Below are 23,635 nucleotides of genomic sequence, written 5' to 3'. Positions count from 1 at the left end.
AACTAAATGACCGAGAAGAAACCCATTTCAGAATTCGAGCTGCTACTCATCGCAAATCACTTAATTCAGGAACATGAAGACTATTTTGCAGGCATGCGCGCAACAAGTGTGGAAGAAAAAGAAGACGTTTTGGTCTTCAAGGGAGAGTATTTTTTAGACTCAGATGGCCTACCAACACCGCAAACGACCGCTGTATTTAATATGTTCAAATACTTAGCGCACGAGTTGTCAAAAAAATTCACCCTCAAATAAAATAACAATGAGCCTTGGCGTTTAAACCAAGGCTCTGTTTTTAGAAATGACAAAACCTCTTCCCGGCGGCTTTACGCCAGTTCGCTTAATTGCGCCAACTTATCGAAGTAATCTGGGAACGTTTTCGAGGTACATTTAGGATCATTGATCGTCACAGGCGTGTCGCTGAGAGCCACAAGAGAAAAACACATCGCCATTCGATGGTCATCATAAGTATCAATCGCCGCATGCTTGAGTTGCTTGGTGGGTTTAACGATCAGGTAGTCTTCGCCCTCTTCGACTTCCGCCCCCACTTTACGCAGCTCTGTTGCCATGGCGGCAAGACGATCCGTTTCCTTTACTCGCCAATTGTAAACGTTACGAATCGCCGTCGTCCCTTGTGCAAACAGCGCAGTGGTGGCGATGGTCATAGCCGCATCAGGGATATGATTGTAATCCATATCAATGCCTTTCAATTGACCCACGCGTGAAATCACATAGTCGTCGCCCCACTCAATTTCCGCGCCCATTTTTTCCAACGCGTGCGCAAACTGAATGTCACCTTGAATACTATTTTTACCGATGCCCGTGACTTTAATCTCTCCACCTTTTATCGCGGCGGCAGCCAGAAAGTACGAAGCAGAAGAAGCATCGCCCTCGACCAAGAAATCCCCCGGCGCCAGGTATTTTTGCCCCGCTGGAATAACAAACTCTTGGTATTCCTTGTTGATCACCTGCACACCAAATTGTTGCATGATGTGCAAAGTGATGTCGATGTACGGTTTAGAAACCAGCTCACCTACAATCTTGATGATCACTTCACCGTCAGCTAACGGCGCTGACATTAAAAAAGCCGTCAAAAACTGGCTGGAAATAGAGCCATCAATGCTGACTGTCCCTGCTTTCAATCCAGTCGCCTTAATTTTGAGCGGTGGAAAGTGTTCATTCTCCAAATACTGAATATCGGCTCCCGCCGCTCGAAGCGCGTCCACTAAATGACCAATGGGACGCTCTTTCATACGGGGTTCGCCAGTAAGTACATACTCACCTTGACCTAGACACAAAGCGGCGGCAAGTGGACGCATCGCCGTGCCAGCATTACCCAAAAACAACTCTGTTGCCTCTGTCACCGTAAATGGGCGCCCCAATCCATTCACAGTACAAACGGTTTTGTCGTCGGAGAGTTGGTAATCGACGCCAAGCTTGCTCAACGCATTGAGCATATGACGAATATCATCACTATCAAGCAGGTTGGTTAGTCTGGTTGTCCCCTGCGCAAGCGCGGCGAGTAGAAGCGCGCGGTTTGAAACACTTTTAGAACCCGGCAGGTTCACTTCACCATTAACTTTCTTAATTGGTTGTAACGTAAGGCTTTCCATTAATTGAGACGATCCTTGAGCTTCAGTTGCCTTCAACTGAGAGCATCACTTTATTCTTCGTGGATTCAGACTAACCAAAAAGCCCGCATAAAACCAGTGCTAAGCCGTGAATAAATACTCATTCTTACATCGCCAGATCTACCCGCACACCTTGGTCAAAATAGAGAATTCTCACCTTCGCTCCCGGATTGAAAAGCATGTTTTTATCAACATCCTGAATAACATTGATCAAAACACCTTGCTCGCTTTGAATCAGCAGTTCAACCAACTGGTAGTCCACTTGGTATTCACTACGACTCTGATTATGTGCAATTGCCGCGCCCGCCAGTGCTCCAACCGCAGTCGCCACCTCCTTGCCACTGCCGCCGCCAAACTGATTACCCACTAACCCGCCAATGGTTGCTCCTAGCAGCGTCTTCCAGCCATTACCTTGTGAACGTTTTACCTCCTGATGCGTGATGTAACGAACGGATTGCACCTCACCATATATGACTTTGTTCACGGGCTTTGCTACATTCCTCTCATAGGACGCATTTACCAACAAAGGAAAGAAGAATAGACACCATAACCATTTTTGCATAACCGACCCCCAACTTCTGATGACACACCGTTTATGGCTATTTATCTGACCGAACTCGACACAAAAAGTTTAGACTTTCCTCCAGCACAGAGTGCACTTGCTGACCCAAATGGGTTGTTAGCTTTTGGTGGTGACCTGCAACCACAACGACTCCTTAATGCTTATCAGCACGGTATTTTCCCTTGGTATGGCCCAGGTGAACCCATTCTGTGGTGGAGCCCCTCTCCACGAGCGGTGTTTGACCCAGAGACCTTCTCTCCGGCCAAAAGCCTGAGAAAATTCCAGAGAAAAGCCGCTTACCACGTCAGTATCAATCAGGCGACAGAACAGGTTATCGACCTATGTGGCACCACTCGCGCCGTTGATGAAACTTGGCTTAACGCAGAAATGCGCGAGGCGTATACGCAACTTAGTCACCAAGGTGCTTGTCACTCGGTAGAGGTTTGGTCAGATGACCAACTGATCGGCGGTTTCTATGGTATTTCAGTGGGACAGCTTTTTTGTGGTGAATCCATGTTTAGCACTCGCAGCAACGCGTCCAAAATTGCCCTGTGGTATTTCTGTCACCATTTCGCCCGTCATCACGGCAAATTGATTGACTGCCAGGTAATGAACCCTCACCTTCGCTCACTCGGCGCTTTTAGTCTTCACCGCGAGGAATTTCTAAAACGCCTGCTATGCTTAAAGAAACAGTCGCTTGCAGCAAATTGTTTTTTGCCACAATGGTTGGAGGAACCCGATAAATGAGTTCAGATATTCACCAAATAAAAATAGGGCTCACAGACAACCATCCCTGCAGTTATCTGCCAGAGCGTCAAGAACGTGTCGCTGTCGCCTTAGAGCCAGAAATGCACTCCGCAGAAAGCTACGAAGTATTGCTAGCAAACGGTTTTCGCCGCAGTGGTGACACGATTTACAAGCCACACTGCGATCTTTGCCAAGCGTGCAAGCCTATTCGTGTTGCGATCCCCGATTTCGTGCTGTCGAAAAGCCAGAAACGCTTGAGGAAAAAGTCCCGAAAACTGAGCTGGTGCCTAAAAAAATCCATGGATAGTAACTGGTTTAGTTTGTATAGCCGCTACATTACCGCTCGTCACAAACACGGGACTATGTATCCGCCACAGAAAAAGGATTTCGCCCACTTCTCCCGCAGTCAGTGGGTTACCACCCAGTATCTTCATATTTATGAAGGAGAACGGCTCCTAGCCATTGCGGTTACCGACATCATGGAGCAGTGCGCTAGCGCCTTTTACACCTTTTTTGATCCCGATTATCCACTTTCCCTTGGCACCCTTGCGGTTTTATTTCAGCTTGAGTACTGTCAGCAGGAACATAAACAGTGGCTCTACCTTGGTTATCAGATTGATGAATGCGAAGCGATGAACTATAAAGTTCGTTTTGAGCGTCACCAAAAACTAGTAAATCAGCGTTGGCAAGGGTAGAATACGGCCCAAGTTTACATATTTGCTTTTTGACGGCAGAATTAGCCCGTTAAAAAATCGCCAAGTTTCTAAGAGGATTAAATGGCTAAAGAAGACGTAATTGAGATGCAGGGTACCGTCCTTGATACTCTACCTAACACTATGTTTCGTGTTGAGCTAGAAAACGGCCACGTTGTTACTGCGCACATTTCCGGCAAGATGCGTAAGAACTACATCCGTATCCTTACGGGTGACAAAGTAACTGTAGAGATGACTCCATACGACCTATCCAAAGGCCGCATCGTCTTCCGTGCCCGTTAATCACGATTATCGGATACAAACAAAAAGCGGAGCCAGAAGCTCCGCTTTTTGTTTATCTAATGCACAGTTTGTTTGTCTAATGCACAGTAGTGAACGCTTCTTCAACATTCCACAACAAAGAAAAAGCATGCCGGAGCCTGCTTGGTTAACTTACTCTTTCGCTTAATGAACTGCTTCTTCTCGCGTGGTTAAGTACTCGAATTGAAGTTCATCGGACTCAAGCGTTACTTTCACTGTACCACCATCGATCAGCGAGCCAAACAGTAGCTCGTTTGCCAGCGGCTTTTTCAGCTTGTCTTGAATCACCCGTCCCATCGGGCGAGCCCCCATCGCTTTGTCATAGCCTTTATTAGCCAGCCAATGACGAGCATCTTCAGAGACTTCCAAAGAGACACCGCGTGCATCAAGTTGTACCTGCAGCTCAACGATGAACTTGTCGACCACCTGATGGATAATCGCTTCATCCAAGCTATTGAACCAGATGATATTATCGAGACGGTTACGAAATTCGGGTGTGAAGACTTTCTTAATCTCCGACATCGCATCAGGGCTATGATCCTGTTGAATAAGACCGATAGACTTCTTCTCAGTCTCAGCCACACCTGCGTTTGTCGTCATGACCAAGATGACATTGCGAAAATCGGCTTTACGTCCATTGTTGTCCGTCAGCGTACCGTTATCCATGACTTGCAGCAGCAAGTTGAAGATATCTGGATGCGCTTTTTCAATCTCATCCAGCAACACCACTGAGTGAGGATGTTTCAGCACAGCATCCGTTAACAAGCCGCCCTGATCGTAGCCTACATAACCCGGAGGCGCGCCGATTAGGCGACTGACTGAGTGGCGTTCACCATACTCTGACATGTCAAAACGCAGCAGCTCGATCCCTAAAAGTTTCGATAGCTGTACGGTCACTTCGGTTTTACCGACACCAGTGGGGCCTGCGAACAAGAAAGAGCCGACTGGCTTGTGATCGGCACCGAGACCTGCACGAGTCAGTTTGATCGCTTCACATAGCACGTCAATGGCAGCATCTTGACCAAACACGAGCATCTTCATCTTATCATCCAGATTTTTTAGGATGTCTTTATCCGATGAGGAGACCGACTTTTCGGGGATGCGAGCCATTTTCGCCACCATGGCTTCGATATCGGCCACACCGACCGTCTTTTTACGGCGGCTGGCTGGTGTTAAACGACTTCTCGCGCCAGCTTCGTCGATCACGTCAATCGCTTTATCTGGCAAATGGCGTTCGTTGATGTATTTGGCAGACAATTCCACCGCTGCTCGAAGTGCTTTGTTGGTATAACGAACATCATGGTGCGCTTCGTATTTCGCTTTCAAGCCCATCAAGATCTTGGTCGTGTCATCGAGCGATGGCTCAACAACATCAATCTTCTGGAAGCGACGCGAAAGCGCACGCTCTTTCTCAAAAATATTGTTGTATTCTTGGTAAGTTGTCGAACCAATACAGCGTAATTTTCCACTACTTAACAAGGGTTTAATTAAGTTCGCCGCATCGACCTGACCACCAGAAGCGGCACCTGCGCCAATAATAGTATGTATTTCATCGATAAACAGAATAGCGTCTTTCTCACGCTCAAGCTGTTTTAAAATAGTTTTGAAGCGTTTTTCAAAATCACCACGATATTTGGTGCCCGCTAGCAAGGAGCCAATATCCAACGAATAAATCACGCTGTTTTGAATCACTTCTGGCACCGTGCCTTCAACGATTCGCCAAGCGAGTCCTTCCGCAATGGCCGTTTTACCAACCCCTGCTTCACCAACCAACAAAGGATTATTCTTGCGACGACGGCACAACACCTGAATGGTTCGTTCCAACTCTTTATCTCGGCCAATCAGTGGATCAATATTTCCTTCTTTCGCTACCTGATTCAGATTGGTGGCAAAACTCTCGAGACGTTCATCGGAGCCAGTTTCTTCCGTGCTATCTGAGTGAAAGGAATCCGAAGATGAATCATCACTAGCCCCTGTGGCTTTTGTAATGCCATGGGATATAAAGTTAACAATATCCAGACGAGAGATGTAATTTTTCTTCAACAAGTAAGCGGCATGAGACTCTTGCTCACTAAAAATGGCGACAAGCACATTCGCCCCAGTGACTTCACTTCTTCCTGATGATTGAACATGGAAGACGGCACGTTGCAAAACCCGTTGAAAACTGAGAGTAGGTTGAGTTTCGCGAGTTTCATCGCTCTCAGGGATAAGGGGTGTAGTTTGGTCGATAAATATATCGAGTTCATGGCGTAAAGCGTCTAGATCCGCTTTACAAGCAATAAGGGCTTCCTTAGCAGCATCGTTCTCTAGCAATGCCAGCAGGAGGTGTTCAACAGTCATGAACTCATGTCGTTTGTTACGAGCACGAGCAAAAGCGCCATTTAGGCTCGACTCCAGTTCTTTATTCAGCATAAGTACCTCCCGTAAGAACAACTTGGTTGCTCGAGCAAGTCTTATTGTTATGCTTGCTCCATGGTGCACAGAAGCGGATGCTCATTTTCCCTTGAGTACATCGTAACCTGCGCAACTTTCGTCTCAGCGATCTCTGCACTATACGTGCCACAAATTGCTTTTCCTTCATAATGGACCTTGAGCATGATTTGCGTCGCTTTATCCAGATCATGCGAAAAGAATCGCTCAAGTACCTCAATAACGAAATCCATCGGCGTGTAATCATCGTTATTTAACACCACGTTATACATTTTTGGTGGTTGGATTTTGGTTTTTTCTAACTCCAGAAGATCTGAGTCTGGAGTGACCCATTCAAAATTTTTACTCATGACCTAAACACAACGTTGGGAACTTTTATAAGAAATCAGACACCTGAAACACTCTATCATAAGCTGCAAGTCGGTTGTAGCAAGTCAGGATGTGCGAATTCGTATTCCTTATTTAGAGACTAATGCACCTCTGGAACCGCTGCAAATAAAAAGAAGAAGAGAGGCGTGATAGCTCAAGCTGTTTGATGATAAAAAAAGCAACCGTCAACACAAAATACGGTTTTTGCTCGGTTTTTGAACACGAGACATTTGCAAAAATGTTAACCATAAAGGTGACCTGTTTGCAATTCTGTTGTTATTTATACGTTTTTACTATTGACTAGAGCCAATCATTGACTACATTGTCGAGTGGTGGTGATTTTTTCTTCACTTTGTGTTTGGTTTCGCAAAACGCAAATCCTGCAACATCAGTTTGAAAAAATTCACCATTATTTTTTACATTTAGCGTTAACGCTAAATAAGCCATCTGTCTTTAGTGGGCTTAGATTGGTTTAACAACATCAGTAACAAAAATGCATGAGGGATGTATAGCATGGCTACAGGTACAGTAAAGTGGTTCAATAACGCCAAAGGATTTGGGTTTATTTGTTCAGATGAAGAGGATGGTGATATTTTTGCCCATTACTCCACTATTCAGATGGACGGTTATCGTACTCTGAAAGCAGGCCAACAAGTCGCATATGAGTTAGAAAAAGGCCCTAAAGGGTGCCACGCAAGCAGCGTCGTACCGTTAGAGGCGCTCGCTAGCAAGTAATTTACTTGCTATTGCAGCACTGCTGGTTCTCTAAGTGCTCGACCAATATTAGAAAACCCGCTCATTCATTTGAGCGGGTTTTTAGTTTATTGGCTACAGGTCATGCTTCAACAACCAATCACACTATTGAACGTTTGGCTAGGGCGCATTAGAGCCGACGTTTTACTCTCATCAAACAGATAGTAACCACCTAAATCACCTGGAACACCTTGCGCGCTATTTAACTCAGAAACTATTTGCTCTTCTTTCTCAGCTAACACCTTGGCAATCGGAGCGAATTCAGTCGCTAACTCAACGTCTGCCGTTTGCTGTGCGAGTGCTTTCGCCCAATAAGCGGCAAGATAATAGTGACTGCCACGGTTATCAAGTTCACCCACTTTGCGCGATGGCGACTTGTTGGTATCAAGGAACTCACCCGTCGCTTTGTCTAACGCATCGGCGAGAATTTGTGCTTTTTTGTTGCCAGTGACCACACTCAAATGCTCAAGCGATGCTGCCAGCGCGAGGAACTCACCCAAAGAATCCCAGCGTAAGTGGTTCTCTTTTTGCACTTGCTGCACATGTTTTGGTGCTGAGCCGCCAGCGCCCGTCTCAAACAAGCCACCACCATTCATCAATGGGACGATTGAGAGCATTTTCGCCGAAGTACCTAGTTCTAGAATTGGGAACAAGTCCGTTAGATAGTCACGTAGCACGTTACCCGTGACTGAGATGGTATCTTGACCCGCCTTCATTCTTAGTAACGAAAACTGACAAGCTTCTACTGGCGACAAGATCTTAATTTCCAAACCTTGAGTATCATGCTCTGCCAAGTAGGTAGTCACTTTCTTGATAAGTTCTGCATCGTGAGCACGCGCTTGATCAAGCCAAAAGACCGCTGGAACGCCTGTCGCGCGAGCACGTGTGACCGCTAACTTCACCCAATCTTGGATAGGTGCGTCTTTAACTTGGCACATACGGAAGATATCGCCTTGCTCAACCTCTTGTTCAAGAAGCACAACACCTTGTTCGTTAACCACACGTACTACACCCGCTGCATCGAGAATAAAGGTCTTGTCGTGTGAGCCGTATTCTTCCGCTTTCTGCGCCATCAAACCGACGTTAGGTACACTGCCCATTGTCGTAGGATCAAACGCACCATTCTGCTTACAGAAATCAATGACTGCTTGGTATACGCCAGCGTAACAACGATCTGGGATCATCGCTTTAGTATCTTTTTGTTTGCCGTCTGGTCCCCACATTTGCCCTGAAGCACGCAGCATCGCTGGCATTGAAGCGTCCACAATGACGTCGCTTGGTACATGAAGGTTGGTAATGCCACGATCCGAATCAACCATAGCCAGTGCAGGTTGTTTCTCGTAAACGGCTGCGATAGCAGCTTCAATCTCTTCTTTCTGCGCATTCGGTAAAGAGGCGATCTTAGCGTAAACATCACCTAAACCGTTGTTCACATCCACACCGAGCTGAGCAAACAGTTCTCCGTACTTATCGAAAACCTCTTTGTAGTACACCTTCACTGCATGGCCGAAAATAACCGGGTCGGAGACCTTCATCATGGTGGCTTTCATGTGCAGCGAAAGGAGCACATCTTGCGCTTTTGCCTCAGCGATCTCTCTTTCAAAAAAAGTTACTAGGGCATTTTTGCTCAGTACGGCACTGTCGATGATCTCTTTATCTTGCAGTGCGAACTCTTTTTTCAACACTTTGCTGTTGCCATCTTGGCCAACAAACTCAATTTTTACTTTGGTTGCACCATTCACCGTGACCGACTTTTCAGTGCCGAAGAAATCTTTTTCGTCCATGCTGGAAACGTGCGATTTTGAGTCAGATGACCATGCGCCCATTGAATGTGGATTCTTTTTCGCGTAGTTCTTCACCGAAAGTGGTGCACGGCGATCGGAGTTCCCCTCACGAAGCACTGGGTTTACAGCACTACCTTTGATTTTATCGTAGGTTGCTTTAATCGCTTCTTCTTCGTATGTGCTTGGCTCTTCAGGGTAATTTGGCAGATCATAACCCTTGTCCTGCAACTCTTTAATCGCAGCTTTCAGTTGAGGAATCGAAGCAGAAATATTGGGCAGCTTGATGATGTTTGCTTCTGCTGTTTGTGCCAGTTCGCCTAGCTCTGTCAGTGCATCGCCGATTTGCTGCTCGGCTTTTAAATGCTCAGGGAAGTTTGCAATGATGCGTCCAGCCAAAGAGATGTCTCGGGTTTCAACATTAATACCCGACGATGCGGTAAACGACTGGATGATAGGCAACAGAGAATAGGTTGCTAGTGCTGGTGCTTCATCGGTAATGGTATAGACGATTGTAGGTTTTTCTGTAGGCATGAAATTTCCCTATATTTCGGTACGCCACAGTGAGCCATGGCGTGTGGAATTGACGCGCTTTGCACTAAACTGAGTATCAGTATCTCCCCAAGTACAAATCGCCGTTTGGCACTCTATTGTTCTTTTCGAAAATGCTCATTTGAGTTTGTCGCTCTAAATCCATGAGTGCACGTTTATAATTAAACAAATCGCGCGAATTAGTCTATCATTCTGACGCTTTTGCTAGTCTAAGGCGCGCAAATCATAGCTGATTTCAGGATAAGTTGGAACTTATACACACAGTTCATTTACATTTTTGCAAGGTGGTTAACATGTCATTCCGTTCAAGTCGTCATTCATCTCACTCTAAGGGTGAACGGGCAGAATCGCGATTTAAACACTCCAAGAAAGGCATGGCAGTTGATTCATTGAAACAGCGTCGTTCGGGTAAAAAGACTCAAGGCGCACTAAAAACTACCGAACGCAAAGTGATTTTGTTTAACAAGCCTTTTGACACTCTGAGTCAATTTACCGACGGAGACGGAAGAAAAACGCTCGCTGACTACATCCCGATTAAAGAGGTGTATGCCGCGGGTCGACTTGACAGGGACAGTGAAGGGCTGATGGTTCTCACTAACGATGGGATCTTACAAGCCAAGTTAACTCAACCGCAATCGAAATCGCCGAAAACCTATTGGGTACAAGTAGAAGGCGCTCCGACAGAGGAACAACTCGAACCTCTTCGCCAAGGCATTGAACTTAAAGATGGGATGACCTTACCCGCCAAAGTAGAGATTATGCAAGAGCCTCAGTTGTGGGAAAGACATCCCCCTGTGCGCTTTCGAGCCTCGATTCCTACCACTTGGCTGGCGATTACCATCATCGAAGGACGCAACCGACAAGTCAGACGCATGACGGCACATATTGGCTTTCCGACACTGCGTCTAATTCGTTACTCAATCGGTGAGATGACACTGGGTGAATTACAGCCTGGAGAGTGGACTGAACTATCCAAGAGTTAAGAGACTACTGTGCTAATAGCCACTTTTTGAAAGCTTCTTGATCTTTCGGTGATGCTTTTTGATACGTGGCTTTCATAATATCCAGCACTGTACTGTCTGTACCATTCTGCGTTACCGCTTGTTGTTTATTCACTAGCTTGGGGTTAACGACTGACTGCTGATGCTGGTTTGCCGTCACATACGTAACAGCAACACTGGCTATCCCCCCAGCGATGTTGTAGTTCTTAGCCTCCTCGGAATAATCTCGACCCAATTGAATCCCATCCGACTGGAGTACATCTTCTGCCACAGAAACAACCTGATCATGACTATTTAGCAATTCCCATTGCAATGGAGAGATGCTCTCTTTTGCAAGCTTGTAGCTCCTAAACTTTGGCACTGACAATGTTAACGTTTCATTTTCGGCACTAAACGAAGCAATGATAACGTCACTATACACCTTGCGTACTTCGTCTTTCACGTCGTAGGAGGGTTTATACTGGAATACAATTTGGTTGATACCATTTTCTAGCTGTATAGTTTTGAAACTGGAAAAAAGCCCCCCTTCAGTTGTTGGTTCGCTCATATTAACAGAAAGCAAATCAACACTATCAGGAACACGGAGCTGCACGCTACTAAAACAATTAAACGAAACTAATGCTACTAGCATTGCGAATGACCGATAAAACATTCAAACCTCCAAAACAAAAAGCCCAGTATACACTGGGCTTTCACTAAACTAACTAAACAATCTTACCAGTATACGCGAGCGCCGATACCGTAGTTGTTTTCTTTATCTGCTTTGTTGTCATCATCTTGCAGTGCGAGCTCTGCATACACACGAGCCCAACCAGACAGTTTGTACTCAACACCAGCGTATAGGTTGGTGAAGTCTTTATCTGCTGCTTGGTAGTCACCAACAAACTCATAACCACCGTAAAGTTTGGTCTTATCAGCGGCCATGTATGAACCAGCAACAACTAGAGAGTCAGTCTTCAGCGTGTAGTTCGCTTTTTTGTTTTCATTCTCTGCGTGCCAGTAAGTTGCACCAACATCAAACTTGTCCGCAGCATAGGAAACAGTCAGCATTACATGCTTGATTTCGCTGTCTTTAGTAGATTTGATAGCAGTACCCATACCTGTCTTAGGATCGATTGTAGTGCTATAGCCGGTAGTTGAAGTAGTTTTGTCAGTAATTAAGCCTAAACCACCGTATACAGAGATAGCATCAAACGTTGTTCCTGCAAAGACTTCAAATGTAGTTGGGTTAGCATCACCGTTGTCGTAAGAGTACGCTGCTTTCAACCAACCAGCTTCAGCTTCAAGAACGTATTTAACCATTGCTTGTTGTAGCCAGTTTACGCCGAAACCATCCGCTTCTGGCAGAACACTGGTACCACCGTAGAAGTATGAGTTTTCAACGCCCCACACATCATCAGTCAGGATGCTGTCTTTACCAACCGTTACTGTACCAAAATCACCACTTAGGCCGACTGTGTGCTTACGAGTTGTGAATGCAGCAGTGTCGTTGATATTGAACTCAATCAGGCCAAGAACACTAAGGTCGTCAGACGCCTTGTAGTTCACTTTAACACCAGCGCGAGAAGAACCCGATTTCAGTGTCGCATCGTTGTCGTCATTCTTTTTCAGTTCTTGACGTAGTTGACCGTAGAAATCTACAGAACCTTCGTCAGACTTGAATACTTCAGCTGCATTTACAGAACCTGCTGCTACTAGAACAGCTAGTGCTACTAGAGTCTTTTTCATAATTAATCCACTGCCTTTTCTTAGTTTGGGATATCCTTGCCCGATTCCCTTTTGTAATTGATGCCGACCTAAGCAAGCCCATGGTCGGCATCTGTAAATTTCATAAGCTAGATTGCAAAAGATTATTCTGCCTGTCAAATCCACTACAAAAAATCATCAACAAAAATGAATAACAATAAAAATCAATATTTTACATATTTTTGTGATTGTTTTTCGAGGCAGTTCTAAGCCTTTACCCTGTATCACCAACGTTTGAAATAGCCAATAAATTTGGAATAAAAAACCAAATATTAACATCTATAACAATAAAGTCAGGCTATCATTCGACAAAAACACCAGAAATGGAGATTTATATTTTTTGTTAGACAAATTAATTATAAGTTTATGAAGGTTCAGTTTTTTTTTGTGAAGAAGATCGACATTTGCTCCAAAAGCAGCGAATTTCGTGAAGTGCGACTCTATTAGAGATGTGTGCTACTATCCGTTGGTCTGAACACAGGTCACAGTATGCTAACCAGTAAAATACAAAAATCCATACGCACTAGTTATCAAAACCTGCAATTTCAACTGGAAAACTTCATCCCTCGACGGGCACAAAACTACCTCGTTGCAGAAATTGCAAAAACACTTTGTGGAAGCTATCACAAGTCTAATCGTATCATCGTGGCGGAAGCCGGAACGGGGATTGGTAAATCGTTATCATATTTGATGGCCACTATTCCCGTTGCGGTGATGAATAACCGAAAGGTGGTCATTTCGACCGCCACCGTTGCCTTACAAGAACAACTCATCAATAAAGACTTACCACTTTTTAGGCGTATTTCGGATCAGAACTTTTCCTTCATATTAGCGAAGGGCCGCCAACGCTACTGCTGCGCAGAGAAACTTGCAGCGGCCAGTGGATCGAACGGAAGTCAGTTGGCGATGTTTGAAAGTAAACCAAAGAAAAAGGACATTGAACTTCTTGAGATCATGTTCCGCTGCTTGGCTGAGGGGAAATGGGATGGCGACAGAGACAGTTGGCCCAAACCAATAGACGATTCGCTCTGGCAAAGTATCGTTAGCGATAAGCATAGCTGTAACAATAGTTTATCGGCCCATCGCCAGTGCCCGTTTCAAAAAGCCCGTTCTGAGCTGGAAAAAAACGACGTCATTATTGCCAACCATAGCCTTGTAATGGCCGATGCCGATCTCGGTGGCGGAGTGATTTTACCTGAACCTGAAAACACGATTTATGTGTTCGACGAAGCACACCATTTGCCCCATGTTGCACGAGACCATGCCTCTGCCGCCGCAAGCTTGAAGGGGGCCGCGACATGGTTAGAGCGCCTTAACCAGTCGGTGACAAAACTGACCTCTTTGGCGGATGAAAAAAGAGTCGGTCGATTTCACAACGAGCTTCAGCAAGCAATACAGATCCTGATTCCGAGTTTAAGCCAACTGGTCAAACAGTTTGATGCGAGCCATTTTATTGATGGTATCTATCGTTTTGAACACGGCATCTTACCAAGTTGGTTGGAAGAGCAGTCGAAAGAACTTAAAACCTTTAGTCAAAAAGCCAATCAATCCGTTGCCAAAATCGCCGATCTTATCGCTGAGCGAGTTAAAGATGGCGAACTTTCGGCAAAACTGGCCGAACCTGCCTTGGCAGAGCTCGGCTTTTATATTCAACGGACAGAGAATCTCGCCCAAGTTTGGAAGCTCATGGCCGAGCCAACACGTGAGAAAGGTGCACCACTTGCGCGATGGTTGGAAGTCCACCCAGATCGTGAAGGCGATTTCATTGTTAGTGTTTCCCCATTGGAAGTGGGCTGGCAGCTTGAGAAGCAGCTTTGGAGTCGCTGCGTCGGTGCGGTATTGGTTTCTGCCACTATGCGAGCGCTGAACTCATTCCAATACTTCTGTTTTCAAGCAGGCATCGATCAAAGCCCAGACTCCGGCACCCAATTTCTGGCACTGGCTTCTCCATTTGATTACCAAAACCAAGCTGAACTGATTGTTCCAGCGACTCGCTATGAACCACAAGCCCCGCAGTTTACGGAATATCTTAGCGAAATTTTGCCTAAGTATTTAAAAGACAAACAGGCGAATCTGGTTTTATTCTCTTCTTATAAGCAGATGAATCAAGTGGCTGAAAATCTCGAATCCTTGTTTGTAAAACAGGGTTGGGCACTGCAAGTTCAAGGCTCCAGCTCACGCAATGAGATTCTAAAAAAACATAAAAAGTTGGTTGAGTCAGGTAAAACCAGCATTCTTTTTGGCACGGGCAGCTTTTCGGAAGGGCTTGATCTGCCGGGAGAGCTGCTTTCGAATCTAGTGATTACCAAGATACCGTTTGCCGTGCCAACGTCACCCGTTGAACAAGCGCATTCAGAATACATAGAATCTCGTGGCGGCAACCCATTTATGCAGATCACGGTTCCGGAGGCGAGTAAGAAGTTAATTCAATCGGTTGGCCGATTGCTGCGCAAAGAGCGGGATTCTGGTACAGTCACCATCCTTGATAGACGGATCGTCTCTAAGCGTTATGGCAAAGCGTTGCTTGATTCTCTACCACCTTTTAAACGAGTTATTGAATAAAGATCAGTAACCATACTTGCTGCATGACAAACAAAATAAGAAAGATGAGTAAAAGACCCTATGGAATTTTTGGATCCCACCGTGCTTGCGGTGCTGGCCTTGGTGGCCTTTGTCGCAGGATTTATTGACGCGGTGGCTGGCGGGGGCGGCATGCTTACTGTCCCGGCGCTGCTTTCTCTTGGGCTCCCGCCGCACATAGCGCTGGGCACCAATAAGCTGGCGGCGACCTTCGCCTCTTCGACGGCCGCTTTTACTTATTATCGAAAACGTCTCTTTAAGCCGCGATGTTGGCTAAGAGCCTTTATAGCGACTCTATTGGGTGCAACTTTAGGTACCCTCGTCGTTGATGCCATCAGTACTGATTGGCTAGAAAAAATTCTACCGCTGATCATTCTTGCTGCCGCCTTGTATACCATTTGGCACAAAACGCCTGATGCCAACCGCAACAGCGCAACCCCTGCCCCCTGCCCTATGCTCAATAAGAAGCAGTATGGGCAAGGATTCGTACTTGGTTTTTATGATGGCGTGGCGGGGCCTGGAACAGGCGCTTTTTGGACAGTCAGCTCCATGGCGCTTTACAGACTCAATATTCTGTTGGCCTCTGGGCTTGCCAAAGCAATGAACTTCACCAGCAATTTGACCTCTTTGGTGACTTTCGCCATGCTGGGTCATATTAATTGGGGGTTGGGCCTGATTATGGGCGTTTGTCTCATGGCCGGTGCGTTTGTTGGTGCCCACTCGGCTATTCACTTTGGCGCAAAATTTATTCGTCCGGTGTTTGTCACTGTGGTCAGCATTTTGGCAATTAAACTCGCCTATGACGCGTGGTTTGTTAGCTTATGACGTTAAAGGAAGTGGCAGGAAAACTTGAACAGATGGCCGTGCAGGCTATCGAGCTTGATCGTCTGCGTGGCGAACATCACGCCCCACTGTTTGATGAACGGCTGTTTAGCTGCCGTGCACACTTGCTCACACCTTGTGTCGAAGAAGCCGAAGCGACGCTAGAGACTCTGATTCGCGAGCAAAATGAACAGATGCTAACCTCCAAGAGAGCTCAATTTCTCTCAGAACGACTACTGGCCCAACTTGCCGCGATATCACGTGAACTTCTTGCTGATACTGTCACTCGCAAAGATGAAATAGCACCGATGAGCTATTCTCGTAAGCCCATCAACCTCCTTTACCAAGAGTTAGCTCAGCATCAAGAATGGAGACGGAGATTGCGAGAGTTAGTGACGGAAAAGCAACGTGCGCTGGCTATGGCCTCAGCTCCAGGCAGAGCGCAAGCGCAGCAAGCGTTACTGGTGGCGGAGCAGCGTCTATCACGTTGCCAAGCCGCAATATTGAAGATTGAAAATCAGATAACTGACCAAGAGAAAGACAACGAATGAGCAATACTAATCTCCCCCTTGAACAGGCACCTGAAGAGATCAAACTGGCGGTTGACCTGATCTACTTATTAGAAAGTAACGAAATTGCTCCGGAAATCGCTCTAGCGGCACTGAAAATCGTTCAACAGGATATCGAGCGTAAGCTGCAAACCCAGCAGGCTTAGCAGCGATAAACGCGAGGGAGAGTAAGCTCCACCTCGCTTGATCGTTAAACTTTAAACTGCGACATCAACTTTTGCTGCTGACGGGAAAGATCTTCCATCAATGCCCCTGCGGCCTCGGATTCCCCCGCCTGAGATAAAATTTGTCCGCTGAGATCGCGGATATTGGCCACGTTTTGATTCACTTCTGCCGAGACTTGTTGCTGCTCTTCAGCCGCTTTAACGATTTGGCTATTCATATCGTTGATCGCGGCAATCGACTCAAACACGCTTTGCAGTTCAACCACGGCATTTTTCACTTGCACTGAGGTTTCACGCGCCAGCTCATTGGCTTGGGTAATGGTCGTAACAACCGCCGTCGTGCCCGTTTGTACTTGCTCAATCACTTGGCGGATCTCGCCCACCGAGTCGTGAGTTCGGCTGGCTAAATTGCGCACCTCATCGGCAACAACCGCAAAACCACGCCCTTGGTCTCCCGCCCTAGCCGCTTCAATCGCCGCATTCAAGGCCAGTAGATTCGTTTGCTCTGAGATGCCCTCAATCACGGTCAAAATTTCGGTGATATTGCCATTGTTGCGCGCCAGCTCCTCAACAACCGGCACAGCCTTCATCATCCGCTCTACCAGTTTCCCCATCTCCTGCTCCGAGCGTTCGATCACCTGCTGACCATTACTGGTTGATTCACTGGCCCGATTGGCCGCGTCTACGGCGATTTCGGCATTGTGCACCACCAAGCCTGCGGTTTGCGTCATTTGCTCTGCGGCTGTCGCCACTAAATCGACTTCACGAAATTGCGACTCGCTGCTTGAACGTGTTTCAACCGCCGCCCGCTTTGCGCCCTGCGTCTGCTCGGCTAGCTGTTCAGAGGTTTGCACTATGTGACGAATCGTCCGCTGTAGCTTTTCTAAAAAGGCATTAAAACTGCCGGCCAGTTGGCCTATCTCATCACCGCTTTTCACTTCGAGACGCTGAGTGAGATCTCCCTCACCCGAGGCGATATCTTCCAATCTCATCGCCACCGACTTGATCGGTTGCACGAGACGTGAAGCGGCGAATGCAACCGTCAATAAACCTAAGATGACCAGTGATAAACCCACCAGCAGTTCAAACTTGATGCCTTCGGATACTTTCTGGCTGATCATCTCATCCAAAGTAACGGCGTCTGCCAATACCGCCGATCGTGGCATCTCAAAAATCACGCCCCACGTTTGGTTTGCAATCGTCAACGGCGCAAACACAATCAACCACTGGCTGTCTTCGCTCCAATTTGTTTGTGCCTCGCCGCCATAAAGCAGATCTGTGAGCAAATTGGCAGAAACGTATTGGCTGGAAAATGGCTGTCCGACTGGCTTGTCGGCATCATCACTGGCGAGCAAGGTGCCATCCAAACTTACCATGCTCACGCGTCCTGCTCCACCAAACAGACTGGCGTCAGAGTCATTGGCGATTTGTTGCAGAGGATCTAAACGAACATCAATGCCCATAAAACCAATCGATGTTCCATCCAGAAGAATCGGCACCGAAATGGAGGTGGTAAGGAAGTTCCCTTCTTGTGAGCTTTCCATTCTTGGCGAGGTGATACATGGTGCATCAGAATTGAGTGGACACAAAAAGCGCTCACTGTTTTCATCGGCGCTGAGCACCTTCTCTGACAGAACATTGGCCAACACATTCTCACCATTCGCGGCAAGCTTCCAATAAGGAGCAAACTGCCCTTTTTCATTGGAACCGACGTACTCAGCATTGACGTAGTTCGCATCTTCACCATCAAGCATGTTAGGTTTGAAAACCAAATACGCGCCTTGCATGGTTTTAAAATTGATGACTGATTTACGCACCATTTCATCTAACGCGGTACGCAGCGCTTCACTTTCTCCAAAATTTTCTTCGGTGTTGGTCTTATAAAAGAGGGCGTTCGCCGCCAGCATCTCAGCGCGGTATAGAGATTCCGTGAGGTATTCCGACACCTCGGTGGCATTGAGTAGTGCACGGGTTTGAACCAATTGCTCCGATTTTTCACTCACCGATAAACTGCTTTGCGCTTTGAGCACTTGCTGATTGGTAATCGCGTTATAGACCGAAAGGCCGATTAAAGAGAGAGAGGTGAGCAACAAGCAGACACCGGACAGCAGGGTAATTTTCCACTGCACAGAAAGAGTTCGCATACTACATCCTTATTCGCAAACAATGGAGGGAAGGAAATGGTTTATTTCGGTTTCATTAAAGCATAACCGACCTCAATATCAATTACATTTGTTACACAATTGTGTCCCGTAAGGGAGCGACAGAGAAAAGTGGCGTTCAAACCGACACATGACTTGATGTCGAAAGTATCAGTGGTAACATCAGATAAAACAAGCGAATCAGGAACAACAATGAAAGTAGTCAGCTTTAATATCAATGGCTTGCGTGCCCGCCTCCATCAACTGCAAGCCCTTATCGATAAACACCAGCCCGATGTCATCGGTCTGCAAGAGATTAAGGTACACGACGAAGCCTTCCCGGTCGCCGATATTGAGGCCATGGGCTACAAAGTCTATTTTCATGGACAGAAAGCGCACTACGGTGTGGCTCTGCTGTGTAAACAAGAACCGCTGTCGGTGCAAAAAGGCTTTCCAACGGACAATGATGATCACCAAAAGCGTATGATTATCGGCACTTTTTTGCATGAAAATGGCGAAAAAGTCACCATTCTCAACGGTTACTTTCCGCAAGGGGACAACGTTGAACACGAGACTAAATTTCCTTACAAACGCCAGTTTTATCAAGATCTCATGGGCTACTTAAACGCCCACCACAATACCGACGAAAAACTGATCGTTATGGGGGATATCAACATCAGTCCGATTGACGCTGACATCGGCATCGGTGAAGTTAACCGCAAGCGCTGGCTAAAAACAGGCAAGTGCTCTTTCCAACCAGAAGAGCGCGAATGGCTAAAAACCTTGCTCGATTGGGGATTGGAAGACACATTCCGTCGACTTCACCCAGCTGTCAACGACAAGTTCTCTTGGTTCGACTATCGCTCACGCGGATTTGATGATAATCGCGGTCTGCGTATCGACGTGATCTTAGCAACGCCTTCCCTCGCCAGCAGTTGTGTGGAATCGGATGTCGACTATGAGCTGCGCGGTATCGATAAACCGTCAGATCATGCGCCAATTTGGGCGGTGTTTAACTGATTCCAAGTGATGAATAACAACGAGGGAGCCCAACGGCTCCCTCTTGCTTCTCTTTCTATTGAGCACTAGCGTGGCCAAGCTGTCGTGCCATCAACATTGATCATCGGTTGGCAAACTCGTTGGTGCAGTATCACGTATTTGAGGTAACCAAATAGTCTCTGACCAAGGCCCGATGTTTAGGGCCAGTGTAACCAGAATAAATAAACGGCACTTACAAGCGCCGTTTTCAAACTCTTAACTCAATGGCCGTAAATAGGCCAAAAAGCGTTTTTCGGCATTTTTAAAACACCACAAAATACAAAACGTCAGCATCATGTAGAAAAAGCCTGCGGTCAAAAACGACTCAAACGGCGCATAATAGCGCGAGTTGACCAGACGCGCCGCGCCAGTCAAATCCATGATGGTGACGATCCCCGCCACGGCACTGCCATGCAGCATGAAAATCACTTCGTTGCTGTAAGCCGGTAGTGCGCGTCGCAAAGCACTCGGTAGAATCACTCGACGATAGGTTTTCCATGTGCTCATGCCATACGCCTTTGCCGCTTCGACTTCGCCTTTCGGCAAGCCGTTGATCGCACCGCGAATGATCTCGGCGGTATAAGCCGAGGTGTTGAGCACAAAGGCGACCAGTGCACAGAACCAAGCGTATTCCCACAACGTCCCTTTGACTGGGAAAAACTGATCCATTCCGTAGTAGATCAAGTAAAGCTGCACCAAGAGCGGTGTACCGCGGAAAAAGTAGATATAACCCCAAGTTGGCAAGCGCAACAATGGGTTATGGCTGTTTCTTGCCACCGCAAGTGGGATAGCCAAGCTCAAGCCAATCACCAGCGAGAGAGAAACCAGCCACACGGTGTTCCACAGCCCCTCAAGATAAACGGGAAAACTGTCTACGATTAAAGAGAAATCCATATTCTACCTCGCATGAATGCTGAATTTACGTTCGACAATTTTCAACAATCCGGTTGAAACACTGGTAAAGAACAAGAAAATAATCGCCACCGCCATGTAGAAAGTAAACGGCATCTTTGTTGATCCCGCGGCGAGAGAGCTCATGCGCACCATGTCTTCCAAACCGATAATCGACACCAGAGCGGTGGTTTTTAGCAACACCAGCCAGTTATTGCCAAAACCGGGCAGTGCGTGACGGATCATTTGTGGCAACAAGATGCGGCGAAATGCCAAGGTTGCGCTCATGCCGTAGGCTTTGGCGGCTTCGAGCTCACCTTTATCCACCGCCATGATGGCACCGCGAAATGTCTCGGCCATGTAGGCGCCAAAAATAAATCCAATGGTTAGCACACCCGCAATAAACGGGCTGACATCTAAGTAATCAGGGACGTAGGAGACCCATTCGTGGTTCGGATCGCTGGAGGCAAACCAGCCATTGAGCCATTCGTTGATGGCGTAAAGGGAATTATTGAGAAAGATCTGTCCACCGAAGAAGATCAACATCATCAGAACCAGATCGGGAATACCGCGAATGATGGTGGTGTAGAGTGTCGCGATTGCTCTTGCCCAGCGATACGGGGCCATTTTCGCCAAGGCACCTAGCATGCCAAGTATCATCGCTAAGAGCACGGAGAGTAGTGCCACTTCAATAGTGAGCAGCGCCCCTTTTAGAATTGAGGCTTCATATCCTTGTAAATCCAGCATAGGTGAGTTCCTAATCCCTAGAATCCAGAGTCCTGATTGCCGGGTACATCCAGGAACGAACCGGCAATCAGGGAGCAGTGTTATCGGCTGGTATTAGTTACCATAAACATCGTACTTGAAGTACTTGGCTGCAATTTGCTGATAAACACCTTTCTCACGCAGAGAGACGATAGCGGCGTCTAGTTTCTTAGTGAGATCTTTGTCTTGTTTACGTACAGCGATGCCCATACCTTCACCAAACCATTTTGGATCTGTCAGCGACGGGCCGACAAACTCATAAGCGTCACCGCCCGGTTTGTTCAGCACACCTTCTTCAAGTGCCGACGCGTCACCCAGTACCGCCGCTACACGGCCATTGGCCAGATCCAGATACGCCTCATCGAATGAACCGTAACGGACGATATCCACTTTACTGCCGTAATTATCAGTGAGGTATTTGTCGTGAGTGGTTGCGCGTTGCACGCCAATTTTCACCCCGTCTAGGCTAGCGAAATCTAAACCTGCACCTTTTTTGGCAATAAACTTGTTGGGAATTTGCGCATACTTGCCGGTGAAATCGACTTTCTTTTTACGCTCTTCGGTAATCGACATCGCCGCAATAATCGCGTCATATTTACGAGCAAGCAGCGAAGGAATAATTCCATCCCAATCTTGCGGAACAATTTTGCACTCCACCTGCATCTCTTTACACAGCGCATTTGCCATATCCACGTCAAACCCCTTCAGAGAACCATCGGCTTCTGTCCAGCTAAACGGAGGATAAGCCCCTTCAATACCGAAACGCACGGTTTTCCAATCCTTCGCTTGTGCGATACCCGATACCGCTGTCGCGGCCAAAGTTGCTGCGAGTAACCACTTTTTCATATCCATACTCCTGTGATTGTTTTCTTTATGTTGCGATGTTGTGTTTAGGTTCTAGGTTCTAGGTTCTAGGTTCTAGGTTCTAGGTTCTAGGTTCTAGGTTCTAGGTTCTAGGTTCTAGGTTCTAGGTTCTAGGTTCTAGGTTCTAGGTTCTAGGTTCTAGGTTCTAGGTTCTAGGTTCTAGGTTCTAGCAACCACTATCTTTCTTGCTTCAATTAGCAAGCAAAACCTTTAATAAATTGACGAGATAAACTGTTTTAACCGTTCTGAATCTGGGTTTGTAAACAGTTTAGCTGGGTTCCCCTGTTCTTCCACCAGCCCTTGATGAAGGAACATCACGTGGTTTGACACATCACGAGCAAACGCCATCTCGTGCGTCACGACGAGCATGGTTCGCCCTTCCGCGGCCAAATCTCGCATTACCCCTAATACTTCGCCGACCAGTTCTGGGTCGAGCGCGGAAGTCGGTTCATCAAACAGCATCACTTCTGGTTCCACCGCTAGAGCGCGAGCAATCGCGGCACGCTGCTGTTGACCACCAGACAAATGCCCCGGGTAGTAATCTTTGCGTTCATACAGGCCGACTTTCTTCAGCAGTATTTCTGCATTTTCTATCGCCTGCGCTTTTGGCACACCAAGCACATGCACAGGCGCTTCAATCACATTTTCCAGCACTGTCATGTGTGACCATAAATTGAACCCTTGAAAAACCATGGCTAAACGTGAACGGATACGTTGCACTTGTTTCTCATTGGCTGGGACAGATTCGCCTGCACGGTTGTTTTTCATCTGGATCAATTCGCCGTTAACCCAAATCTCCCCTGCGGTTGGCGTTTCAAGCAAATTAATGCATCTTAGAAAAGTACTCTTACCGGAACCGGAAGAGCCGATGATAGAAATGACATCCCCTTTATGCGCAGAAAGTGAAATACCCTTGAGCACTTCGTTCTGACCAAACGTTTTGTGCAGTTGTTTAATGTCCAGCGCTGGTACATCTTGCATGCGCTTCTACTCCCTGTATTTTTTGTCACTGCCGGGGCATTCCGCCCTCTTATTGAGTTACAAGCTAGCATTCTATCAATTTACCTGCAACAATTTATTAACCTGAAAAATTCGAATAAATAGAAATGAATAATGTATTTTTATTCACCATTTAGCAAATTATTCTTTTTAGCCTGCATAGAGAGTAAAAAAAGCCTCCGAGATGGAGGCTAGTTTGTGTTTGATTTTCGTTAACTAG

The 23,635-nt window shown here is 46.7% G+C and carries 22 protein-coding genes and 1 pseudogene; 11 read left to right on the top strand and 12 right to left on the bottom strand.

Annotated features, from left to right (window positions below; all coding sequences use genetic code 11):
- Positions 1-6 precede the first annotated feature (6 nt).
- Positions 7-252 carry a YciN family protein gene (locus I3X05_RS05135; protein WP_045568958.1) on the top strand — a complete coding sequence of 82 codons (246 nt, stop codon included), beginning with the start codon at positions 7-9 and terminating at the stop codon, positions 250-252.
- A gap of 71 nt (positions 253-323) precedes the next feature.
- Here the strand turns inward: I3X05_RS05135 and aroA are convergent, their stop codons facing one another.
- Together aroA and I3X05_RS05125 are read right to left on the bottom strand one after the other, a co-directional pair.
- Entirely contained in the window at positions 324-1,610 is a 1,287-nt protein-coding gene (gene aroA, locus I3X05_RS05130) for a 3-phosphoshikimate 1-carboxyvinyltransferase (RefSeq protein ID WP_045568959.1), read from the bottom strand.
- A gap of 124 nt (positions 1,611-1,734) precedes the next feature.
- Positions 1,735-2,190 (bottom strand): glycine zipper 2TM domain-containing protein, encoded by a 456-nt coding sequence (locus tag I3X05_RS05125; protein WP_045568960.1) that lies wholly within the window; start codon positions 2,188-2,190, stop codon positions 1,735-1,737.
- Positions 2,191-2,223: 33 nt separating this feature from the next.
- Between I3X05_RS05125 and aat the strand changes: the two genes are divergently transcribed.
- The 3 genes from aat to infA all read left to right on the top strand — a co-directional run bounded on the left by aat (position 2,224) and on the right by infA (position 3,932).
- A complete protein-coding gene (gene aat / locus I3X05_RS05120) occupies positions 2,224-2,937 on the top strand; it encodes a leucyl/phenylalanyl-tRNA--protein transferase (protein ID WP_045568961.1) in 714 nt (237 codons plus the stop codon).
- Entirely contained in the window at positions 2,934-3,632 is a 699-nt protein-coding gene (locus I3X05_RS05115) for an arginyltransferase (RefSeq protein ID WP_045568962.1), read from the top strand. Before aat ends, I3X05_RS05115 begins: the two co-directional genes overlap by 4 nt.
- 81 nt (positions 3,633-3,713) lie before the next feature.
- A complete protein-coding gene (infA, locus tag I3X05_RS05110; protein ID WP_001040192.1) occupies positions 3,714-3,932 on the top strand; it encodes a translation initiation factor IF-1 in 219 nt (72 codons plus the stop codon).
- 162 nt (positions 3,933-4,094) lie between these two features.
- Here infA and clpA read toward each other — a convergent pair whose 3' ends face one another.
- Positions 4,095-6,362 carry an ATP-dependent Clp protease ATP-binding subunit ClpA gene (gene clpA / locus I3X05_RS05105; protein ID WP_337970985.1) on the bottom strand — a complete coding sequence of 756 codons (2,268 nt, stop codon included), beginning with the start codon at positions 6,360-6,362 and terminating at the stop codon, positions 4,095-4,097.
- A gap of 47 nt (positions 6,363-6,409) precedes the next feature.
- The gene (clpS, locus tag I3X05_RS05100) at positions 6,410-6,730 is read right to left on the bottom strand and encodes an ATP-dependent Clp protease adapter ClpS (protein ID WP_039425278.1); all 321 of its coding nucleotides are present in this window, start codon (positions 6,728-6,730) and stop codon (positions 6,410-6,412) included.
- A gap of 532 nt (positions 6,731-7,262) precedes the next feature.
- Here clpS and cspD point away from each other — a divergent pair.
- On the top strand, positions 7,263-7,484 hold the full coding sequence (gene cspD / locus I3X05_RS05095) for a cold shock domain-containing protein CspD (RefSeq protein ID WP_045568964.1): 222 nt from the start codon (positions 7,263-7,265) through the stop codon (positions 7,482-7,484).
- Positions 7,485-7,591: 107 nt separating this feature from the next.
- Here the strand turns inward: cspD and I3X05_RS05090 are convergent, their stop codons facing one another.
- Positions 7,592-9,817, bottom strand: coding sequence for an NADP-dependent isocitrate dehydrogenase (locus tag I3X05_RS05090; protein ID WP_045568965.1), 2,226 nt, complete (start codon positions 9,815-9,817; stop codon positions 7,592-7,594).
- Positions 9,818-10,269: 452 nt separating this feature from the next.
- Here I3X05_RS05090 and I3X05_RS05085 point away from each other — a divergent pair.
- Positions 10,270-10,818 (top strand): annotated as a pseudogene (locus tag I3X05_RS05085) (pseudouridine synthase); the annotation flags it as partial.
- Positions 10,819-10,822: 4 nt separating this feature from the next.
- Here I3X05_RS05085 and I3X05_RS05080 read toward each other — a convergent pair.
- Both I3X05_RS05080 and I3X05_RS05075 read right to left on the bottom strand, forming a co-directional pair.
- Positions 10,823-11,467 carry a DUF2057 family protein gene (locus I3X05_RS05080; protein ID WP_226972336.1) on the bottom strand — a complete coding sequence of 215 codons (645 nt, stop codon included), beginning with the start codon at positions 11,465-11,467 and terminating at the stop codon, positions 10,823-10,825.
- A gap of 83 nt (positions 11,468-11,550) precedes the next feature.
- Positions 11,551-12,564 (bottom strand): porin, encoded by a 1,014-nt coding sequence (locus I3X05_RS05075; protein WP_045568968.1) that lies wholly within the window; start codon positions 12,562-12,564, stop codon positions 11,551-11,553.
- 507 nt (positions 12,565-13,071) lie between these two features.
- Here I3X05_RS05075 and dinG point away from each other — a divergent pair.
- The 4 genes from dinG to rsmS are packed head-to-tail and all read left to right on the top strand — an operon-like array spanning position 13,072 to position 16,699.
- Complete coding sequence (dinG, locus tag I3X05_RS05070) at positions 13,072-15,144, top strand: ATP-dependent DNA helicase DinG (protein WP_045568969.1); 2,073 nt, start codon at positions 13,072-13,074, stop codon at positions 15,142-15,144.
- 60 nt (positions 15,145-15,204) lie between these two features.
- Entirely contained in the window at positions 15,205-15,987 is a 783-nt protein-coding gene (locus I3X05_RS05065) for a sulfite exporter TauE/SafE family protein (RefSeq protein WP_045568970.1), read from the top strand.
- Complete coding sequence (locus I3X05_RS05060; RefSeq protein ID WP_193167331.1) at positions 15,984-16,535, top strand: primosomal replication protein; 552 nt, start codon at positions 15,984-15,986, stop codon at positions 16,533-16,535. The genes I3X05_RS05065 and I3X05_RS05060 overlap by 4 nt, the downstream gene beginning before the upstream one ends.
- On the top strand, positions 16,532-16,699 hold the full coding sequence (rsmS, locus tag I3X05_RS05055) for a pleiotropic regulatory protein RsmS (RefSeq protein WP_045568972.1): 168 nt from the start codon (positions 16,532-16,534) through the stop codon (positions 16,697-16,699). Before I3X05_RS05060 ends, rsmS begins: the two co-directional genes overlap by 4 nt.
- 44 nt (positions 16,700-16,743) lie before the next feature.
- On the opposite strand, the gene I3X05_RS05050 is transcribed toward rsmS, so the two are convergent.
- On the bottom strand, positions 16,744-18,861 hold the full coding sequence (locus I3X05_RS05050) for a methyl-accepting chemotaxis protein (RefSeq protein WP_337970984.1): 2,118 nt from the start codon (positions 18,859-18,861) through the stop codon (positions 16,744-16,746).
- Positions 18,862-19,071: 210 nt separating this feature from the next.
- On the opposite strand from I3X05_RS05050, the gene xthA reads away from it, so the two are divergent.
- On the top strand, positions 19,072-19,878 hold the full coding sequence (xthA, locus tag I3X05_RS05045; protein WP_045568974.1) for an exodeoxyribonuclease III: 807 nt from the start codon (positions 19,072-19,074) through the stop codon (positions 19,876-19,878).
- A 234-nt stretch (positions 19,879-20,112) separates the two neighbouring features.
- On the opposite strand, the gene I3X05_RS05040 is transcribed toward xthA, so the two are convergent.
- From I3X05_RS05040 to I3X05_RS05025, 4 genes are all read right to left on the bottom strand, one after another.
- The gene (locus I3X05_RS05040; RefSeq protein ID WP_045568975.1) at positions 20,113-20,790 is read right to left on the bottom strand and encodes an ABC transporter permease; all 678 of its coding nucleotides are present in this window, start codon (positions 20,788-20,790) and stop codon (positions 20,113-20,115) included.
- A gap of 3 nt (positions 20,791-20,793) precedes the next feature.
- Complete coding sequence (locus tag I3X05_RS05035; protein ID WP_039464556.1) at positions 20,794-21,534, bottom strand: ABC transporter permease; 741 nt, start codon at positions 21,532-21,534, stop codon at positions 20,794-20,796.
- Between the two features lie 93 nt (positions 21,535-21,627).
- Positions 21,628-22,398: an ABC transporter substrate-binding protein gene (locus I3X05_RS05030; RefSeq protein WP_319023908.1), complete on the bottom strand. Its 771-nt coding sequence runs from the start codon at positions 22,396-22,398 to the stop codon at positions 21,628-21,630.
- Positions 22,399-22,626: 228 nt separating this feature from the next.
- Positions 22,627-23,397, bottom strand: a complete 771-nt coding sequence (locus tag I3X05_RS05025) for an ABC transporter ATP-binding protein (RefSeq protein WP_045568977.1) — start codon at positions 23,395-23,397, stop codon at positions 22,627-22,629.
- Between the last annotated feature and the right edge of the window lie 238 nt (positions 23,398-23,635).

Source organism: Vibrio navarrensis (assembly GCF_015767675.1).
In the GTDB taxonomy this organism is placed as follows: Bacteria; Pseudomonadota; Gammaproteobacteria; order Enterobacterales; family Vibrionaceae; genus Vibrio.
The sequence above is the reverse complement of the archived record's forward strand: the minus strand, read 5'-3'. Positions and strand labels throughout refer to the sequence as shown.

Coding starts and splice junctions, on each gene's coding strand:
- I3X05_RS05135 (WP_045568958.1), top strand. CDS start 7: ATGACCGAGAAGAAACCCATTTCAGAATTCGAGCTGCTACTCATCGCA.
- aroA (WP_045568959.1), bottom strand. CDS start 1,610: ATGGAAAGCCTTACGTTACAACCAATTAAGAAAGTTAATGGTGAAGTG.
- I3X05_RS05125 (WP_045568960.1), bottom strand. CDS start 2,190: ATGCAAAAATGGTTATGGTGTCTATTCTTCTTTCCTTTGTTGGTAAAT.
- aat (WP_045568961.1), top strand. CDS start 2,224: ATGGCTATTTATCTGACCGAACTCGACACAAAAAGTTTAGACTTTCCT.
- I3X05_RS05115 (WP_045568962.1), top strand. CDS start 2,934: ATGAGTTCAGATATTCACCAAATAAAAATAGGGCTCACAGACAACCAT.
- infA (WP_001040192.1), top strand. CDS start 3,714: ATGGCTAAAGAAGACGTAATTGAGATGCAGGGTACCGTCCTTGATACT.
- clpA (WP_337970985.1), bottom strand. CDS start 6,362: ATGCTGAATAAAGAACTGGAGTCGAGCCTAAATGGCGCTTTTGCTCGT.
- clpS (WP_039425278.1), bottom strand. CDS start 6,730: ATGAGTAAAAATTTTGAATGGGTCACTCCAGACTCAGATCTTCTGGAG.
- cspD (WP_045568964.1), top strand. CDS start 7,263: ATGGCTACAGGTACAGTAAAGTGGTTCAATAACGCCAAAGGATTTGGG.
- I3X05_RS05090 (WP_045568965.1), bottom strand. CDS start 9,817: ATGCCTACAGAAAAACCTACAATCGTCTATACCATTACCGATGAAGCA.
- I3X05_RS05080 (WP_226972336.1), bottom strand. CDS start 11,467: ATGCTAGTAGCATTAGTTTCGTTTAATTGTTTTAGTAGCGTGCAGCTC.
- I3X05_RS05075 (WP_045568968.1), bottom strand. CDS start 12,564: ATGAAAAAGACTCTAGTAGCACTAGCTGTTCTAGTAGCAGCAGGTTCT.
- dinG (WP_045568969.1), top strand. CDS start 13,072: ATGCTAACCAGTAAAATACAAAAATCCATACGCACTAGTTATCAAAAC.
- I3X05_RS05065 (WP_045568970.1), top strand. CDS start 15,205: ATGGAATTTTTGGATCCCACCGTGCTTGCGGTGCTGGCCTTGGTGGCC.
- I3X05_RS05060 (WP_193167331.1), top strand. CDS start 15,984: ATGACGTTAAAGGAAGTGGCAGGAAAACTTGAACAGATGGCCGTGCAG.
- rsmS (WP_045568972.1), top strand. CDS start 16,532: ATGAGCAATACTAATCTCCCCCTTGAACAGGCACCTGAAGAGATCAAA.
- I3X05_RS05050 (WP_337970984.1), bottom strand. CDS start 18,861: ATGCGAACTCTTTCTGTGCAGTGGAAAATTACCCTGCTGTCCGGTGTC.
- xthA (WP_045568974.1), top strand. CDS start 19,072: ATGAAAGTAGTCAGCTTTAATATCAATGGCTTGCGTGCCCGCCTCCAT.
- I3X05_RS05040 (WP_045568975.1), bottom strand. CDS start 20,790: ATGGATTTCTCTTTAATCGTAGACAGTTTTCCCGTTTATCTTGAGGGG.
- I3X05_RS05035 (WP_039464556.1), bottom strand. CDS start 21,534: ATGCTGGATTTACAAGGATATGAAGCCTCAATTCTAAAAGGGGCGCTG.
- I3X05_RS05030 (WP_319023908.1), bottom strand. CDS start 22,398: ATGAAAAAGTGGTTACTCGCAGCAACTTTGGCCGCGACAGCGGTATCG.
- I3X05_RS05025 (WP_045568977.1), bottom strand. CDS start 23,397: ATGCAAGATGTACCAGCGCTGGACATTAAACAACTGCACAAAACGTTT.